The following is a 17,674-nucleotide window of genomic DNA, read 5'->3' on the forward strand; positions in this document are numbered from 1 at the left end:
CCTTTCACGAGGGCGTGGGAGAGGAGAGGGCGGAGGGGCAGGCGCGAAGTCGGCTTGCCCGCCGGTCACTTGAAGGGGACTCGCAAGGTGGGTTCGTTGTTCTGCTCGAGCACGACCCGGACCACGTCCCTCTTCCTGTAGGGGCCGATCCGGTAGTTGAGGCGACCGTCCTCCGGTGGGTACTGCGACACCGTGGCGGTCGCGCAGTCGTCGGCTCCCCCACAGTCGAGCTCGGGATACACGTACGTGGCCTTGCTCTTAAGACCGAAGGCTCGGATCCGGATGTAGTACCCCGTGCCTGCGGCGTTGGGCTCGCCCCATTCAGCGGTGAGCTCACGGGGCACTGCGTTGCCGCAGATCGTCCGCTCGGGGCTGTACAACCGCTCACCGGGCGTACGTCCCTCGGCCACGGTCCGCAGCACGATGCAGCGCTGGACACCGCCCTCGGGGGTCGGCCACGAAGTGCTCGGGGCGCCACCCCACTGGGCGCTGTTGTCGCGGCGGTACTCCACGCCCACGATCGGACGACCGTTGGCCTCGGCAGGACCGGCGGACCAACCGGAGAAGAACACCTCGCGGTGTCCGGATGCAGCGGAGCCACCAGCAGGAGGCAACGGGGTGGAGAACGGCCGGATCCCTTCGACCTGCTCAGCGCGACCCTCGACCCGGCCGGCAGCGGGGTCCTGGGTCACCGGCACCACGGTCACGGTGTAGGGCCCGTTGTTGGAGTTGAAGTTGACCTCGTGGGTGCCCGGGGAGTTGACGGTCTTCGTGGGCCCGCCCGTGCTGGAGATCTGGTAGGCCACGATCGGGCGACCACCGTCGTCGGCCGGGGCGGCAAAACTGACCTGTCCGACCCGGTCGCCCTCCGCGGCATCGATCCGGCTCAGGTTCTGCACCCCGCTGGCCTTGTCCCACGGGCTGACGGCGTCGGAGGCGCTGCTCGGTGTGCTTCGCCCGGCACGGTTGAACGCGACCACGGTGAAGGTGTAGCCCGGCCCGTTCTCGACGTCGAAGTTGCTGGAGGTGCCGGTCTCCCGCTTCGTCGTCACCACGGACCCGTTCTTGCGCATGGTCACCTCGTAGTGGGAGATCGGGTCACCGTTGGCCGACGGCGGAGCCCACCTGGCCTCGACCTTGCCGCCGGGGAGGCCGTCGTCGACGCTCGCCACGGCGACGGGCTTCGCCACCTGGCCGGGCACCCCGAACGCCTTGTCCTCCAGCGACGGCTCGGAGAACATCTGTTTGCGCGACTCGTCCTTGATGTCGTTGACCGCGCGGACCTGGAAGCGGACGTTCTCACCGTTGGTCAGCCCGTCCCAGACGAAGGGACTGGACGACGCGGTACGGACCTGGGTGGTGCCCAGCAACTGCACCTCGTACGCGCGAATGTCGGAGCCGACGTTCTGCGGTGCCTGCCAGGTCAGCGTCAGGCGGCCGTCGCGCTTGGTGTAGTCCTGCTGGATCTGCGGCGGAGCCATCCGTTCCGGCACGCGGTCGGGGATGACCTCCTCCGAGGCCGCGCTCGGCTCGCTGTCGCCGACCCGGTTGGTGGCCGAGACCCGGAACGTGTACGCCTGACCCGGGTCGAGGCCGTCCACGACGCAGGTGGTGCCCGGGCCGCACTCCTTCGAGCCGCCCGACCACGTCACGGTGTGATCGGTGACCGGCGCGCCCTTGTCCTCGGCGGCCGGCCAGGTCAGGGTCACGGTGTCGTGGGTCATCGACGAGATCGAAGGACGCCCCGGAGGCTCCGGCGCGGCCACCACGACCACCTCGACCCGGCCGACGACGTCACGCTCGGGGTCTTCGGAGCCGTCCTTCACCAGGAACTTCGCGGTGACCGGACCGGAGTAGCGCTCCGCCGGCGTGATGGTGATCGTCGAACCACTCGCAGAGACGGTGCCCTCACCGTTCTCGCGCTCGCCGTCGGAGACGGTCAGTTGACGGTCCGGGTAGGGGTTGGTCGCGTGGTCGTTGATGTCCACGGTGACCGGTTCTCCGGCCTCCGCCTCGATCGGTCCGATGGTGCTCACGGTGACCAGCGGCTTGTCGCTGCGCACGATCCTGACCCGCGCGACCGCTTCGGTCTTCGCGCCCGCGGAGTCCTCGACGCTGATCGGCACGTCGGAGACGTCCCCGTCGGTGACCTCGCCCTGAGCATTCAGGACCAGGACCGTGCCGTCCATCCGGGCCTCCACCTTCTTCGTGCTGCTCGCACTGAAGGTCAGCTCGTCGTCGGGGTTGGGGTCGGTGGCGTTCGCCGCGATCTCGACGCGCTTCTCCTCGGCGTCGTCCCCGCCGACCAGCAGCACCTCGACGTCACGCAGCGTCGGGGGAAGGTTGTCCTTCTTCGCGTCCGAAGGGATCACGTCGATGGGCAGGGTGAGCACGGAGGTCAGGCCGGTGGCGTCGTTGAGCCCGCTGCCGTCGGTGACCTCGAAGGTGACCGACGCCGGACCGTACACGTCGGAGGGGGCGCTGAACTCAAGGCGCTCGGTGCCCTCGGGTCGGACCGCGTCGGTGAAGGGTGCGGAGACCACCTTGTCGGCGACCGTCAGGATCGGCTTGCGGCCCTTGCGGACCAGGACGTAGTCGGTCAGGTCGATCTCCACGCTCTCGCCGGCCTTGACCTCGATCGGGTTCGGCTCGGCGTCCGGGTTGATCACCGGCGGGACCGTGTCGGTCCCGACGACGAAGACAAACCCGTACGAGACGTTGTCGTCGGCGTCCTGCACCTCGTAGACGATGACCTGGTCCTCGGCGGCCAGGACCACGTTGAGCTTGCCCTTGACGACGTTGCTGACCTCGTCGTCGTACGCGCGCAGGCGCAGGTCCGTACGGCGCCCGTCGAGGTCACCGTCGTTCTCCAGCACGTCGACGGCCACCGTCTCGCCCGGCGACTTGCCGGCGACGCTGGACAACTCGGCCGCGTCGTCCTGGGTGACCGGTGCGTGCAACGGAGCGTCGTTGTTCGCGTCGACGGTCAGGCGCGCGGTGTCACTGCCCCCGGCACCGTCGTTGATCGCGTAACCCACGGCGGTCTGCTCGGTGGTGCCACCCTCGACCTCGGGGATCACGACGGTGAGGAAGCCGTCCTCGACCTCGGCGTCGGTGTCACCGTTGAGGACCAGTTCTTCGTCGACGACCAACTCGTCGCCGTCGGGGTCGGTGTCGTTGGCGACGACGTTGTAGGAGATCGTCCGTCCGGGACGCACCAAAAGGCGGTCGTCCAGCGCCACCGGTGCCTGGTTGATCGAGGAGCGCGGGACCACACCGACCTGGATGGTCTGGATCCCGACCGCGCCGTACTTGTCCTGGACCTCCACCTCAAAGGTGTCGGTGCCTCCGCGGCTGCCCTCGTAGGGCTCGTACTCCATCCAGTCAAGGCCGGTGGCGACGATCCGTCCGAGCTGCGGGGCGACCCGCAGACCCTTCAGCGACACGGCGTCCCCGTCGGGGTCGGCCTGGGCCAGGTCGAGGTCGACCCGGCTGGGACGGGAGCCGACCGCCCGCGCCTCGACGGGGTCCGGCTGGGGAGCAGTGTTGACGTCAGGGTCGTCGGCGATCACGTCGATGACCAGCTCGGCGTCGTCGCGCTGGCCGCGACTGTCACGTACGCCGTAGCTGGCGCGGACCTCGCCGGCCTTGGTGGGGGCACGGAAGCGGAGCTTGGTCCCGGAGACGAAGAGAGGCAGCTTCTCGGGCTTGACCAGGTCCTGGCCGAAGAGCTGGAGCTCGTCGCCGTCGGGATCGAAGTCGTTGGCGAGCACGGGGACGCTGGCCACGGCACCCGCGCGGACCGTGATCCGGTCGTTCTCGGCGACCGGCGGTCGGTTGCCGCGGCGAAGACCCGCCTGCCCGACCGTGACGGACCCCTGCGCGGTGTTGATCCCGTCGGAGACCGTGTAGTTGACCATGACCGGCCCGTCGAGGTCCTTCGACGACTCGAGCCTGAGCATGCGGTTCTCCAGCAGTGACGCCTTCACGCCGCTCTCCGGGGGCGCCTGGACCTCGGTGACCGCCAGGACGTCGTTCTCCGGGTCGGAGTCGTTCGCGAGCAGGTCCACCAGAGCGTGGCCACCCGGCGGGACAAGCGCCTCGTCACGCATCGCCACGGGAGGAAGGTTCTCGTCGTTCTCGGGCAGTACGTCGAGCCTGACGAAGCTGTTGGCCTCACCGCGGCTCGAGTAGGCCGCGTAGTCGAGGTAGTAGGTGCCCGGGCGGGCGGTGCGGGCGACGAAGGTGCCCTGGCTGGGGTCCGGAGTGATCTCCAGCCCGCCGAGCGGCATCACGCTGCGCAGGTTGAGCGCAGTGCCGTCGCGACTGAAGTCGTTCGCCAGGGGCGCGACCAGGATGTCCGTCCCGGCGACACCGACGGCGCGGTCCGGGACCAGCACCGGTGGGACCCCGGCGTTGCGGCTGACGTTGACGACGACCTTGCTCTGCGTGGTGCCGTCGGCGTAGCCGTCGGAGACCGAGACGTCGATGGTCTTCTGACCGACGCGCTGTCCGTCGTCGATGAACTCGATCATCCCGTCGGGGCGGAAGGTGACGGTGCCGCCGTCCTTGGTGCTGGCATCGGTGAGCACCAGTGGGTCACCGTCCGGGTCGGTCCAGTCCTGGAGCAGGTAGAGCTCGGCGCGCTGTCCGCGGGCCAGCGTCATCGCGCTCTGGCGGAGCATCCGGCCGGAACCGACCAGCTTGGGCGGTGTGTTCTCCGACTTGGCCACGACCTTGACCGCGGCGGTCGCCTCGGCGGTGCCGTTCTCGCGGCCGTCGGTGACGCCGTACTTGAAACGGGCCGTCTGGCCGCCCTCGTTCGGGCCGAACCGGACCTGGACCATGGTGCCGTCGCCGACCACCGAGATCTCCTCCGGCTCCGGTCCACCGACGTGCTCGATCTTGTCGATCGTGAGGATGTCGCCGTCGAGGTCGACATCATTGCGGGTCAGTGGGAGCAGCGAGTCGGCACCGGGACGGGCGCCGAGCTGGTCGTCGCGGGCGATCGGAGGTCGGTTCTCCTCCGTGCGGCGAGCCTTCGTGGTCTTCTCGGTCTCCGGGTTGTCCTGCTTCTTCTTCTGCTTGCTGGGGTCGACGTCGTCCCAGTTGTCGACCCGCGGCAACCCGGGCTCCTGCACCAGCCAGGAGACGCCGGTGACGATGTCGTTGAGCACCACGACGTCCCGGTTGACCCGGAAGACGAGGTTGCCCCCGGGTGGCACCCGCGGGATCTTCTCGGTGTGCGGCGGCTCGTCCTCACTCAGACGCAGGTAACCCTTCGGCCCGAGGTCGGCCCAGGCCGCGTGCAGCTGGCCGCGGTTGATGACCGGTGCCGCCGGTGCACCGTCCATCCCGTCGCGGATGGTCTCGACGCTGCCGTCCTCCAGGTCGACCAGCAGGAGCCCGGTGCTGGTGGCCACGTAGACCCCGCCCGCGTTCAGGCCGTCGTCACCGCTGGGCGCCTGGAGGCGTACCGAGGACGGGTCATCGGTCTTGATGGTGACCGGTGCGTCCGCCCCGGGCCAGCTCAGTCTTCCCGAGTCGCGGTCGAAGAGCACCGGGACGTCACCGACCACCGTCGCGCTCGTCGCGCCACCGAACCCGGCGGGCAGGTCGACGGGGTCGCTGAGCGCCGGCAGACCCGACTCGTCGATCTCGACGGCGGTCGCCGTGCGCTTGTCGGCGTTGAGGAACCACGCGGTCCCGTCGGCCCCGACCGCGACCACGCCGTCGCGACCGGTCTTCAGCTCAGCCTCGGTCGACTCCTGGCTGAAGCCCTGGATGGTCTGGGTGGAACGCACCCACCCGGCCCCGCCCTCGCGGTCCAGCAGGGCGAACGTGTCCGCGCCGTAGGCCACGGTGGTGGTGGGCGACAACTCGATCGGGTCGAGGGCCGCCCCCGCAGCGACGTCGATCTGGCGCAGGGCCCGCGCGCCGGCGCGTACGTCGAGGAAGACCGTGGTGCCGTCCTGGAAGACGTCGAAGTCTCCCGAGAGGGTCTGGATGCCGAGGTCGAGCTGCTTGATCTGGGGGTTGAGCCGACCGAGCAGGTTGGCCTGGGGCTGGGTGTTGGTCACCCACACGCTGCCGTCGTGCAGGTCGACGTCGCTGATGGGGGTGCCGTCGGCCTGGATGGCCAGCAGCACCAACGCGGAGGCGACCAGGCTCAGGCTGACTCCGGAGACGACCTTGCGGCGCGTCTGGTCGCGCCGCACGGCTCCGGTCCCGGACCAACGGCCGGGGACGAGGCGGGAGAGCTTCATCAGCTGTCACTCGATTCAGGTTCGTCGAGCAGTGGGAGGTGTTCGGGCCGGACGATCCGGGCGGCGACGGCGTACTCGACCAGACGTGCGCGTCGGTTGGTCGCCAGCTGGCGGGGGCCGCCGCGCAGGCCGTTGACCCCGGCGCTGGCGTACTTGTCGCAGACGTTGTCGAGCTTGCGGTTGAAGGTCGTCGCCGACCACCCGAGGCGCTTGGCCGCGGCCGCGTTGGTGGGCAGGTCGGAGAGCCCCGTGCCGGAGCGCCGCAGGGTGTGCTCGGCCAGCGCCAGGATCAGCCGGAACTGCGAGGGGGTCAGCGGCACCGCGCCCAGGGTGTAGTCGCCACCGCCCTCGTCCTCGGTCGCGACGGACGCGAAGGCCGACACCTCGGCCCGCACGCCGATCTCGTACGTCGTGCCCCCGGCGGTGAAGAGGATCGACGCCTCGGGCAGGACGACCGGGATCCGGGACCCGGGCCCGAGCCAGGACTGCAGGGTCCCGGCCTCGCCCGAGACGGTGACGGCGATCCGGGAGCCGATGTTGGCGATCCACCAGAAGTCGGAGACGTAGGCGAACTCGACCATGCGGCGGTGCAGGTAGGCGTTGTCCTCGTCGACCACGAGGTCGGCGTCGCGTCCCACGGTGAAGCGCTCGCCGGGCAGCACCGAGAACTCCTCGCCACAGAATTCGACTATCAACGCCGGGGTTGCATCGGTCTGGGCCGCATCGGTCTGGGCTGCATCGGCCTGGGCTGCATCAGCATGGGCTGCATCGGCCTGGACCTCAGGGGTCTGCTCGGTCATCCGCCCACCTGCGCGCAGACCCGGTCGCTGGGCGCGGAGGCCTGACCGTCGGAGCGGACCAGCATCACCTGGCCGCAGACGATCGACCCGGCATCGACGACGGTCGACCAGGAGGTCTCGTCGGCGGTGACGAACGGTTGCGGCGCTCCCCCGACCTCGTACTCGAGACCGAACTTGTCCCCCGCCTGGATCTCGTCGGCGGCCCAGGTGAAGCGGACCTTCCCGCGCGCAGAGGCCTTGACCTTCAGGTCGGTCGGTGTCGGGACGAACTCTGCCAACACGGGCGGCGGATCGTCCTGGCCGGCGAAGCTGCGAGGGTCGGGGTCGGCGTCGTCACCCGTGCCGAGGGCCAGCGCGATGCCGCCGAGCGCGAGCAGCACCGTGACCAGGGCAGCGGCGGCAACCAGAGGCGTACGACGTCGGGGGGCGCTGGGGGCGTCCGGCGACTCCTCGGTGCGCTCGTCGGCGGCCACGTACGCACCGGGCTCCGGCGGTGGGGCCGGCTGGGAGGCCGCGCGGGCCAGGGTGGTGTCACCGGAGTCGAGACCCGCCTTGATCTCGGTGTGCTCGGAGACCGGGGAGATGAACCGCGGACGCAGGAGGGTGCCGACCGGCTCGGGGCCGTCGGGGACGATGATCTGGACCGGCCGGATGAAGGTGCGCTGGTCATGCTCGACCGGCGCGGTCGAGGTGGTGGAGGCGTCGAAGACCTCGATGCGGGTCTGCGCCTGGCCCAGCTCGGACTGGATGTCCTGGAGCTGACGGGCCAGCTCGAGGGCGGTCGCGGGCCGGTCCTCGGGACGCTTGGCCATGGCGCGCGCCAGGATCTGGTTCAGTGAGTCCGGGACGTCGGCCCGGGTCAACCGCGCCAACGGTTGCCGCTCGATGCGGTTCATCAAGGTGGCGTTGTCGTTGGCCGCGCCGGGCACCTCGAACGGTGAGCGGCCGGCCAGCAGCGAGTAGACGGTGGCCGCCAGGGAGAAGACGTCCCCCCGCGGGTCGGCGGTCGGGGACTCGGCGAACCACTCCGGGGGCGCCCACGGCACCGACATGCCGTACGAGGCCATCTCGCCCGTGGCCCCGGCGATGCCGAAGTCGGTCAGCTTGGGGGCGCCGTACGCGCTGGTGAGGATGTTGTTCGGCTTGATGTCGCGGTGGAGCATCCCAGCCCGATGGACGGTCTCCACGGCGCTGGCGATCCGGATCCCGGTGTCCAGCGCCTGGGTCAGGGAGATGCGTTCGGTGCGGTACTGCGCAGCCAGCGCGGGCGGCGGGCAGTACTCCATGACGATGTGTGGGCGGCCGTCGTCGGAGACGTCGGCCGCATGGATCGCGACGATCGCGGGATGTCCGGACAGCTGGGCCATCACGTTGGCCTCGGCATAGAACTGGGCCAGCGCCTCGTCGCTCTCCGCGGCATGGAGCACCTTGACGGCGACCTTGCGCGAGGGGAACTTCTGCTCGTACAGGTAGACGTCGGCGAATCCGCCCGAACCGATGTGCTCCACCAGCTCGAGGCCACCGATCGTCGGGGCAGCGCGGCGCTCAGCCATCGCCCGCGCCCTCGCTGCCGCGGAGGTCCACCGTGATGGAGATCGAGTCGGAGACGTGGAGCACCGCGCCGCCCGGGATCACGGTCGACACGTGCCGGGTCATCGGCGCGGGTGCGTCACCGGGCGCCAGCTGCAGCAGGGTGCCGTTGGTGGAGACGTCGGTGGCCCGCAGCCCGGAGCCGTCCAACGTGAACTCCAGGTGGGTGCCGGAGACGTACGGATCGTCCACCACGACCAGGAGCGGCAGCTGCGCGCTGGAGAGGTTGCGGGCCTGCGGGGAGCGACCGAGGAGGACCGGCCGGTCGACGACCACCTCGCGACCGGTCGAGAGCTTGAGCTTCGGGCGGGGTCCCTCTGCCGCCGGGGACGGGGCAGCAGGTGCCTGAGGAGTGCTCTCGCGGCCACCGGCCCGCAGGCGCGCGAACTCCTCGGGCGTCATCGTGTGGTCGTCGTGGTCTCCCGCGGCATCGTCCGGGGTGGCCTCGGGAGCAACGAACTCCTCCGGCTCACGGATCGCTGCGTCCTCCGGGCGGCGTCCGGCGACCGTCGCCCCGAAGAGGGCGTCGAAGCTGGCCTCGCCGGGTTCGGCCATGGTCTGGGCCGGGTCGACAGACATGGCCACGGTGGGCGGCCCGGGGTCGGGCTCGGGGTCGGGCTCGGGCTCGGGGTCGGCCTCGGGCTCGGGCTCGGGGGCGGGCTCGGGCTCCGGCTCGGGCTCGGGGGCAGGCTCGGGCTCGGGGGCAGGCTCAGGTGCGGGGGCAGGCTCAGGTGCGGGGGCTGCACCCGACGCAGCGACGGAATAGGGAGCAGCGTCAGGCGTCGGCGCGTCGTCCCCGACAGCGATCTCGGCAGCCCGGACCACCCCGGCGACGAGCGGCAGGCTGACCTCCTCGGTCGCAGGGCCGAGGGTGAGCCTCAGCCCGGCCACCTCGGCGGCCACCAACCGACGCTCCGACCAGGTCGCCACCCCGGCTGCGTCACAGGTGACTGCCTCACTGTCGAGCACCAGGTGAACCGTCGCCGCGCCGCGGGTGACGACGCGCAGATCACCGTCCGAGCGGACCACGGCTGCGAACTCCGGCATCGAGGCGAACCCGTGCTCTCCCAGGACGTCGAGCAGGGCCATCACGTCAGGCGTCGCGGCGGCCGCCCACAGACGCTCGATCGTGGCCGTGTCGGCGTCCTTCACCAGGACGGCGACGTCGGCGGTGACGACTGCGTGTGCCTCGCCCGGCACGTACGAGGCGGAAGTCATGATCGTCCTCTGCGGTCGGGCTCGGTGTCGGTGACGGGAGCGGAGGGGTGGGCTGTGCCGAGGGTGTTCTCGTCGGTGTGGCCCGCTCCGCGCACGGTCACCACGACGGCGGTGGCGTTGTCCTTGCCGCCGGCCTCGACCGCGGCCGCCACGATGGTGGAGGCCGTCTCGTGGTCGGAGCGCTTGTCGGCGAGCAGGCGCGCCAAGGTCGCGTCGTCGAGCTCGGTGGTGACGCCGTCGGAGCACAGGAGCACCCGCGACCCGGCGGTAGCGGGCACGAGTGAGTAGTCGGCGGGCGAGTTCTGCACGGCGCCCAGGGCACGGGTGATCACGTGGCGTTCTGGGTGCGTGGGCACGTCCACCGGGTCGAGCTCACCGGCGTCGATCAATTCCTGGACGACCGAGTGGTCGTGGCTGAGCTGCTCCAGCTGGTCCTGCTGCCACACGTAGGCCCGTGAGTCGCCGACGTTGGCGAGCAACCAGTAACCGACCCCTTCCTCGAGCAGGTAGACCGCCGCCACCAGGGTGGAGCCGGGAGCTGCCGGGGACTCGTCGGTGACCAACGCCTGGATGCGTTCCTGGCACTGGCCGATGCACGCCTCGACGGCTGCCGCGTCCACGCTGCCGCGCCTGACCATCGCCTCGAAACTCTCGACCACGATGGCGCTGGCCACGTCTCCGGCACGATGACCACCCATCCCGTCGGCGACCAGGAAGACGGGGGGCTCGGCGTACCAACCGTCCTCGTTGACCCGACGTACGGTCCCGGGGTGGCTCGCGGCGCCAAAACTGAGCGGAAGGCTGGCGGCGGATTGCGGAGAATCCAGCGTGGGGTGCGCTGACAAGACTGACTCCTCCGATTGTTTGGCGACGAAAGGGCACCCTAGGACGGTTCTGGCCCATCATCCATGGGGACCTCTCCCCGCGGAGGCTATTTCAGCAGTCGTCTGCCACAGCGCCGAGTCCACGAGGTGAACGGGCGCAAAGAGATCCTCCGTGCTGCGCCACGAAGCACGCACCCGACTGACGGCTCCCCAGCGTGACGAACGACTCAGGAAGTGGTCTGCCCCAGGTGCTCTCGCGCGAAGGCGAGCGACTCCTTCAGGTCGGCGATCCGCTCCGCCTTGGAGTCACAGCGTCGAGTGTTGATCTCGAGGACCACGGCCCCGTCGAAGCCCCCAGCCACGATGTGGCGCAGGAAGGCGTCCGCCCGCATGATCCCGCGACCCGGCACCAGGTGCTCGTCCTTCGCGCTGCCGGTGCCGTCGGTCAGGTGCACGTGCTGGAGGCGCGACCCCATCCGATCAGCCATCTCGATCACGTCGTCACCGGCGATCGCCGCGTGCGAGACATCGATGGTGGTGTGCGCGTAGCTGCCCTCGGAGGGGTCCCAGTGGGGCAGGTACATGCCGCCTGCCGTCACCGCGCGCTTGCCCGCGGTGGCGCGCCACGGGTACATGTTCTCCACCGCGAAGTGGAGCCCGGTCGACTCCTCGAGATCAGCGATGCCCTGCTCGAAACCGGCCGCGTACTCGCGCTGCCACCGGAACGGCGGATGGACGACGACGGTCTCGGCGCCCAGCTCGTGCGCCAGGTCAGCGGAACGCTGCAGCTTGCCCCACGGCTCGGTGCCCCAGACCCGCTGGGTCCACAGCAGGCACGGGGCGTGCACCGCACAGACGGGCATCTCGTGGACCGCCGAGAGCTGCTTGAGGGCGGAGGTCTGTTGGGAGAGGCCGTCCATGCCCACCATCACCTCGACGGCGTCATAGCCGATGCTCGCGGCGTACGCGAAGCCCGCCGCGGTCGACTCGGGGTAGATCGAGACGGTGGAGAGTCCGACAGTGATGGCCATGGCCGCCTCAGTCCAGGACCGAAAGCTGGTCGAACCGCTCCAGGATCACGCCTTCGCGCAACGCCCAGGGGCAGATCTCGAGCTCGGGCAGGTCGAAGATGTCCATCACCGCTTCCGCCACCAGCGCGCCCGGCACGATCTGGTGGGCGCGACTCGGCGAGACCCCGGGCAGGTCCGCCATCTTCTCGGGCGGGGTGGCGATCAGCGTCGGGATCCAGGCAGCCAGGTCGTCGCGCCGCAGCGTGCGCGGCACCAGGTGTCCGGCCGACGAGGGCGCGGCGCCGCAGATCCGCGCCAACGACCTGAACGTCTTGGAGGTCGCAGCGGCCCGGTGCGGGGCACCGCCGCGCAGCAGGTTGCCGGCGTCCCGGGCGATCTCGGCGCGAATCATGCGACGCAGCGTACGCACGCTCTCGTCGTCCTGGTCCCCACTGAACCAGTCGCGGGCCAGTCGGGCAGCCCCCAGCGGGATCGACCAGGCCACGTCGGGCGCCTCGTCGGGGCCTCCCGCGATCTCCAGGGACCCGCCGCCGATGTCAAAGACCGCCAGGCGGCCGGCGGACCAACCGAACCACCGCCGTACGGCGAGGAAGGTCAGCCGTGCCTCGTCCTCGCCGGCGAGCACCTCGATCCGGGTGCCGGTGCTGGCCTCGACGTGGTCCAGGACCTCTGCGCTGTTGTCGGCCTCGCGGACAGCCGAGGTCGCGAACGCCAGGATCTCGACGCATCCGCGCTCCGCGGCGACCTCCTGGGCCGACGCCGTGAACTCGGTCAACGCGTCGATGCCGGCCCGCGAGAGCGACCCCTCGGGGGTCAGGTGCTCGGCCAGTCGCAGCGGCTGCTTGTGGGAGGAGGCCGGGAGGGGGGCCGCGCCGCCGTGGGCGTCCACGACGAGCAGGTGGCCCGTGTTCGAGCCGATGTCGAGCACTCCCAGACGCATGGGGGCCAAACTACCCGTCGTCCGGCGAAGCCGAGAGCCGAAGGCCCAGAACCTAGGATTGGCGCGTGCCCGAAGTCGACCTGGTCTTTCCCCGTGCGTTCGTCGAGTTCGCGGACCCCGGCGACGCCGACCAGGTCTTCCGCTGCGACCTCACCTGGCTCACGTCAGCCTGGACGTGCATCTTCGGCCAGGGCTGCCCAGGTATCTACGAGTCCTCCCCCGACGTCGGTTGCTGCACCCTCGGTGCCCACTTCTCCGACGCCGAGGACGAGGCGCGGGTCGCCGGGTTCGTCGACCAGCTCACCCCCGACCAGTGGCAGCAGCACCCCGGACGTCCAGTCGCCACCGATGACTGGGTCGAGCTGGACGGCGACGGTGAGCGCAAGACGCGTACGTCGGCCTTCGCGGGCCAGTCGGCCTGCGTCTTCGCCAACCGGTCCGACTTTGCCGGTGGGGAGGGCTGTGCGTTGCACGGTCTCGCGCTGGCCCAGGGCCGCAACCCGCTGGAGACGAAGCCGGACGTCTGCTGGCAGCTCCCGATCCGGCGTACGTACCGCACGGTCGAGCTGCCCGACGACACCTCCTACCTCGAGGTCTCGATCACCGAGTACGACCGCCGCGGCTGGGGGCCTGGTGGCCACGACCTCGACTGGTACTGCTCGGGGAACACCGAGGCGCACGTCGCCCCGGACCCGGTCTACGTGACGCACGCGGCCGAGCTCACCGAGCTGATGGGCCGGGCCGCGTACGTCGAGCTCGCGCGACTCTGCGACGCGCACCTGCGCTCCCGCTCGGCGCTGGCGATCCACCCCGCCAGCCGTCACTGAGGACAGAGAAGAGCCTCGATGTCAAGAGAAACGACCCCCGCGTACGTCTGACAATTGAGAGTGTGGTCACAATGCTGGCATGCGCCTCGACCACCTTTCCTACGCTGCCGGCCCTGACGGGTTGGCCGCCACGGCCGCCCGCATCAGTGAGCTCCTGGGAGCCGAATTCGTGGACGGTGGCATCCACCCCCGCTTCGGCACCCGCAACATGACGTTGGCCCTCGCCGACGACACCTACCTCGAGGTCGTGGAGGTGCTGGACCACCCGGCCTCCGACAAGGCGCCCTTCGGTCAGGCCGTCCGTGCCCGCTCCGCGCTCGGCGGTGGCTGGCTCGGCTGGGTCGTCAAGGTCAGCGACATCGCCACGGCCGAGGCCCGTCTGGGCCGTCAGTCGGTCCAGGGCAACCGTCGCCGTCCCGACGGCGCAGAGCTGCGCTGGAAGCAGATCGGCGTCAACGGCCTGATCTCCGACCCGCAGCTTCCCTTCTTCGTGCAGTGGGAGACCGGCAAGGACCTGCACCCCAGCGCCGGTGCCGACGGCTCCCTGTCGCTGTGCTGCCTGGAGATCGCCGGTGACCCGCTGCGGGTCAGCGAATGGCTCGGACAGCCCGTCGAGGCTCCGCTGGAGGACGTCAAGGTCGAGTGGGTGGCCCCCAACGGCACCCCCGGCATCATGGCCGTGCAGTTCCAGACCAGTTCCGGTCTCGTCCGCATCTGAGCAGTTGACGCTGTACCGGGCCACCGCGCCGCACGGCGTCCGCCCGAGCCCCAACATCTGGAACCACACCTCGACCTACGAGATCGAGAACCGCGCCGTCGACCCCGACGGCCAGCTGGCGGCGGCGCTGCGTGAGGTGGCCTCGTGGCGCGCACGCACCGTCCTCGACCTCGGGTGCGGCAGCGGCTACCACCTGCCGTGGTTCGCCGAGGAGGCCGCGCAGGTGATCGGCGTCGAGCCTCATCCGCCGTTGGTCCAGCTGGCTCGGCGCCGTACGAAGCGCCTTCCGCACGTCTCCGTGCTGCCCGGCACCGCGCAGCAGATCCCGCTGCCGGACGCCTCCGTCGACGTCGTGCACGTGCGCTGGGCGTACTTCTTCGGACCGGGCGCCGAGCCCGGCCTCGCCGAGTTGGACCGGGTCGTGCGCCGTGGTGGGACCGCGATGGTGATCGACAACGACGGCACGCGCTCGACCTTCGGAGGGTGGTTCCGGCGAGGGTATCCGGGCGTCGACCCGGCTGCTGTGGAACGGTTCTGGGCCTCGCACGGGTGGTCGCGTCGCTCGGTCGACATGGGGTGGCGCTTCACCTCGCGCGCCGACCTCGAGGCGGTCGTACGCATCGAGTTCGACCACGCGACCGCCGAAGCCGTGCTGGCCGAGCACTGGGAGAGACACGGCGAGGACAGTGGAGGCGAGGGCGACAGCGGCCTGTCGGTCGACTACGCGGTCAACCTGTGGTGGCGCGAGTACTGAGCTCGACTGTTCCCCGTGCGACGGTTCTGTCGGCGCCGTGACCTAACGTGCTCGCCATGAGCAAGCCTGCACGCGTGCGCACTGTCTACCGCTGTTCCGAGTGCGGTTGGGAGACCAACAAGTGGGTCGGTCGCTGCGGCGAGTGCCAGGCGTGGGGCTCGGTCGCGGAGGCCGCCCCTGCCGCTGCAGCCGGACGCACTGCCCCGTCCGCGGTCACGACGCCTGCGGTGCCGATCGGGCAGGTCTCGGTGGAGGACGCCGCCTTCCGTTCCAGTGGCGTGCCCGAGCTCGACCGGGTGCTCGGTGGAGGCCTGGTGCCCGGCGCTGCCATCCTGCTCGCCGGCGAGCCGGGGGTCGGCAAGAGCACCCTGCTGCTCGAGGTGGCCGCCCAGACCGCACGACAGAAGCACCGCACGCTCTACATCACGGGTGAGGAGTCCGCCTCACAGGTGCGGCTGCGCGCCGACCGCACGAGCGCCGTCCACGACGAGCTCTACCTCGCTGCCGAGACCGACCTGGGCGCAGTGCTCAGCCACATCGAGCAGGTGCGCCCCACCCTGCTGGTCATCGACTCGGTGCAGACGATCGCCGCCTCCGGGGTCGAAGGTGTGCCCGGTGGGGTGACCCAGGTCCGCGAGGTCGCCGCCGCCCTCGTGCGGATGGCGAAGACCCGCAACATCACCACGGTGCTGGTCGGTCACGTGACCAAGGACGGCTCGATCGCCGGGCCCCGCGTCCTCGAGCACGTCGTCGACGTCGTCCTGCACTTCGAGGGTGACCGCAACTCCAGGTTCCGGATGGTGCGGGCGATGAAGAACCGCTTCGGGCCGGTCGACGAGGTCGGCTGCTTCGATCTGGGCTCGGACGGCATCAAGGCGGTGACCGACCCGACCGGCCTCTTCGTCGAGCACCACTCCACCCAGGTCCCCGGCACGTGCGTGGGGGTCACGATGGAGGGGCGCAGGCCACTGCTCGCGGAGGTCCAGGCCCTGGTGACGCCGACGTCGGCCGAGCGCCCCCGGCGTACGACGTCGGGCATCGACTCCTCGCGTCTCTCGATGGTGTTGGCCGTCATGCAGCAGCACTGCGGGATCCGGCTGCACAAGCACGACGTCTTCGTCTCCACCGTCGGTGGCGCCAAACTCGTCGATCCCGCCAGTGACCTGGCCGTTGCGATCGCGGTCGCCGGCGCCTGCTTCGGGGTCGCCGCCCCCGTCGGGGTCGTCGCCATGGGTGAGATCGGGCTGGCGGGCGGCCTGCGCCGGGTGCGCGACCTCCCCCAGCGCCTGGCGGAGGCGAGCCGGCTCGGTTTCAAGGTGGCGGTGGTGCCGAGCGAGCGGGGCAGCAAGGACTCGCGTTCTCCCGAGTCGTGGAGCGTCGACGGCATGCGGGTCCTCGACGTCAGCGACGTCGCTTCGGCTCTCCAACTCCTGCGCCTCACCGAAGGCATGCGCTGAGCGCTCTTCCCCTAGACTGGCGCCACGCCTGATGGGCGTGATGTCGCGCCACGTTGGCGCCGGACCGACTGAGGGGGCCACGTGGTCAACATCGAGCGCAGCGAAGAAAGCCTGCGCCTGAGGGCCACGCTCGCCACGATCGCTCCGGGCACCGCCCTGCGCGACGGCCTCGAGCGCATCCTCCGGGGCCGTACGGGTGCTCTCATCGTGCTCGGTCACGACAAGGTGGTCGACTCGATCGCCACCGGCGGCTTCACCCTCGACGTTCCCTTCACCGCCACCGGTCTGCGTGAGCTGGCGAAGATGGACGGCGCGCTGGTCCTCGACAAGGACGTCAACAAGATCCACCGGGCTGCGGTCCACCTGATGCCCGACCACACGATCCACTCCGACGAGACCGGCACACGGCACCGCACCGCCGACCGGGTCGCCCGGCAGACCGGCCTCCCGGTCATCTCGGTGTCGCAGTCAATGCAGATCATCGCTGTCTACGTCGGCGAGACGCGCTACGTGCTCGAGGACCCGGGCCAGATCCTCTCCCGCGCCAACCAGGCCCTCGCCACCCTGGAGCGCTACAAGCTCCGTCTCGACGAGGTCTCCTCCACCCTCTCCGCGCTGGAGATCGAGGACCTGGTGACGGTCCGCGACGTCACCGTCGTCGCGCAGCGCCTCGAGATGGTGACCAGGATCGCCCGGGAGATCGAGGACTACGTCCTCGAGCTCGGCACCGACGGCCGGTTGCTCTCCTTGCAGCTCGAGGAGTTGATCACCGGGGTCGACGCCGACCGTGAGTTGGTCATCCGCGACTACCTCCCGGCCGGCAAGAAGGCCAGGACCCCGAGCGAAGTGCTCCACGCGCTCGGTGAGCTCTCGGCCACCGAGCTCGTCGACCCGGCCGCCGTGGCCAAGGCGATGGGCCTGACCGCCGGCGACCACCTCGATGGTGCGGTCGCCCCGCGCGGGTTCCGCCTGCTGACCAAGGTCCCCCGCCTGCCCGGCTCAGTGGTGGAGCGTTTGGTCGAGCACTTCGGCGGCCTGCAGCAGTTGCTCTCTGCCGGGATCGACGACCTCCAGACGGTCGACGGCGTCGGCGAGCTGCGCGCCCGCTCGGTGCGTGAGGGCCTCTCACGCCTGGCGGAGTCGAGCATCCTCGAACGCTACGTCTGACCCCTCACCTGGGGCGCGCCAACTCGACGGCGTCCACCCACATTTGAGGAACTCGTGCCATTCGACGGCGTGGATTCGAAGC

The 17,674-nt window shown here is 70.4% G+C and carries 12 protein-coding genes; 5 read left to right on the forward strand and 7 right to left on the reverse strand.

Going from position 1 to position 17,674, the window contains the following annotated elements:
- Positions 1–65 precede the first annotated feature (65 nt).
- From DNK52_RS10930 to DNK52_RS10960, 7 genes are all read right to left on the reverse strand, one after another.
- Positions 66–6,266, reverse strand: coding sequence for an Ig-like domain-containing protein (locus DNK52_RS10930; protein ID WP_110241012.1), 6,201 nt, complete (start codon positions 6,264–6,266; stop codon positions 66–68).
- Positions 6,266–7,066, reverse strand: coding sequence for an FHA domain-containing protein (locus DNK52_RS10935; protein ID WP_204163490.1), 801 nt, complete (start codon positions 7,064–7,066; stop codon positions 6,266–6,268). The genes DNK52_RS10930 and DNK52_RS10935 overlap by 1 nt, the downstream gene beginning before the upstream one ends.
- A complete protein-coding gene (locus tag DNK52_RS10940) occupies positions 7,063–8,619 on the reverse strand; it encodes a serine/threonine-protein kinase (protein WP_110241013.1) in 1,557 nt (518 codons plus the stop codon). The genes DNK52_RS10935 and DNK52_RS10940 overlap by 4 nt, the downstream gene beginning before the upstream one ends.
- The gene (locus DNK52_RS10945; protein ID WP_110241014.1) at positions 8,612–9,874 is read right to left on the reverse strand and encodes an FHA domain-containing protein; all 1,263 of its coding nucleotides are present in this window, start codon (positions 9,872–9,874) and stop codon (positions 8,612–8,614) included. Before DNK52_RS10945 ends, DNK52_RS10940 begins: the two co-directional genes overlap by 8 nt.
- Positions 9,871–10,719 (reverse strand): PP2C family protein-serine/threonine phosphatase, encoded by an 849-nt coding sequence (locus DNK52_RS10950; protein WP_110241015.1) that lies wholly within the window; start codon positions 10,717–10,719, stop codon positions 9,871–9,873. The genes DNK52_RS10945 and DNK52_RS10950 overlap by 4 nt, the downstream gene beginning before the upstream one ends.
- Before the next feature lie 206 nt (positions 10,720–10,925).
- Complete coding sequence (locus DNK52_RS10955) at positions 10,926–11,729, reverse strand: sugar phosphate isomerase/epimerase family protein (RefSeq protein WP_110241016.1); 804 nt, start codon at positions 11,727–11,729, stop codon at positions 10,926–10,928.
- Positions 11,730–11,736: 7 nt separating this feature from the next.
- A complete protein-coding gene (locus DNK52_RS10960; protein WP_110241017.1) occupies positions 11,737–12,669 on the reverse strand; it encodes a Ppx/GppA family phosphatase in 933 nt (310 codons plus the stop codon).
- Between the two features lie 65 nt (positions 12,670–12,734).
- Between DNK52_RS10960 and DNK52_RS10965 the strand changes: the two genes are divergently transcribed.
- The 5 genes from DNK52_RS10965 (at position 12,735) to disA (ending at position 17,592) form a co-directional block, all read left to right on the forward strand.
- Entirely contained in the window at positions 12,735–13,496 is a 762-nt protein-coding gene (locus tag DNK52_RS10965) for a DUF3109 family protein (protein ID WP_110241018.1), read from the forward strand.
- A 79-nt stretch (positions 13,497–13,575) separates the two neighbouring features.
- The gene (locus DNK52_RS10970) at positions 13,576–14,214 is read left to right on the forward strand and encodes a VOC family protein (protein WP_110241019.1); all 639 of its coding nucleotides are present in this window, start codon (positions 13,576–13,578) and stop codon (positions 14,212–14,214) included.
- A gap of 4 nt (positions 14,215–14,218) precedes the next feature.
- Positions 14,219–14,968, forward strand: coding sequence for a class I SAM-dependent methyltransferase (locus DNK52_RS10975; RefSeq protein WP_239455505.1), 750 nt, complete (start codon positions 14,219–14,221; stop codon positions 14,966–14,968).
- Between the two features lie 56 nt (positions 14,969–15,024).
- On the forward strand, positions 15,025–16,425 hold the full coding sequence (gene radA, locus DNK52_RS10980) for a DNA repair protein RadA (protein ID WP_110241020.1): 1,401 nt from the start codon (positions 15,025–15,027) through the stop codon (positions 16,423–16,425).
- Between the two features lie 81 nt (positions 16,426–16,506).
- On the forward strand, positions 16,507–17,592 hold the full coding sequence (gene disA, locus DNK52_RS10985; RefSeq protein WP_110241021.1) for a DNA integrity scanning diadenylate cyclase DisA: 1,086 nt from the start codon (positions 16,507–16,509) through the stop codon (positions 17,590–17,592).
- The last annotated feature ends 82 nt before the right edge of the window (positions 17,593–17,674 follow it).

Source organism: Nocardioides gilvus, from assembly GCF_003194605.1.
Taxonomy (GTDB): Bacteria; Actinomycetota; Actinomycetes; order Propionibacteriales; family Nocardioidaceae; genus Nocardioides; species Nocardioides gilvus.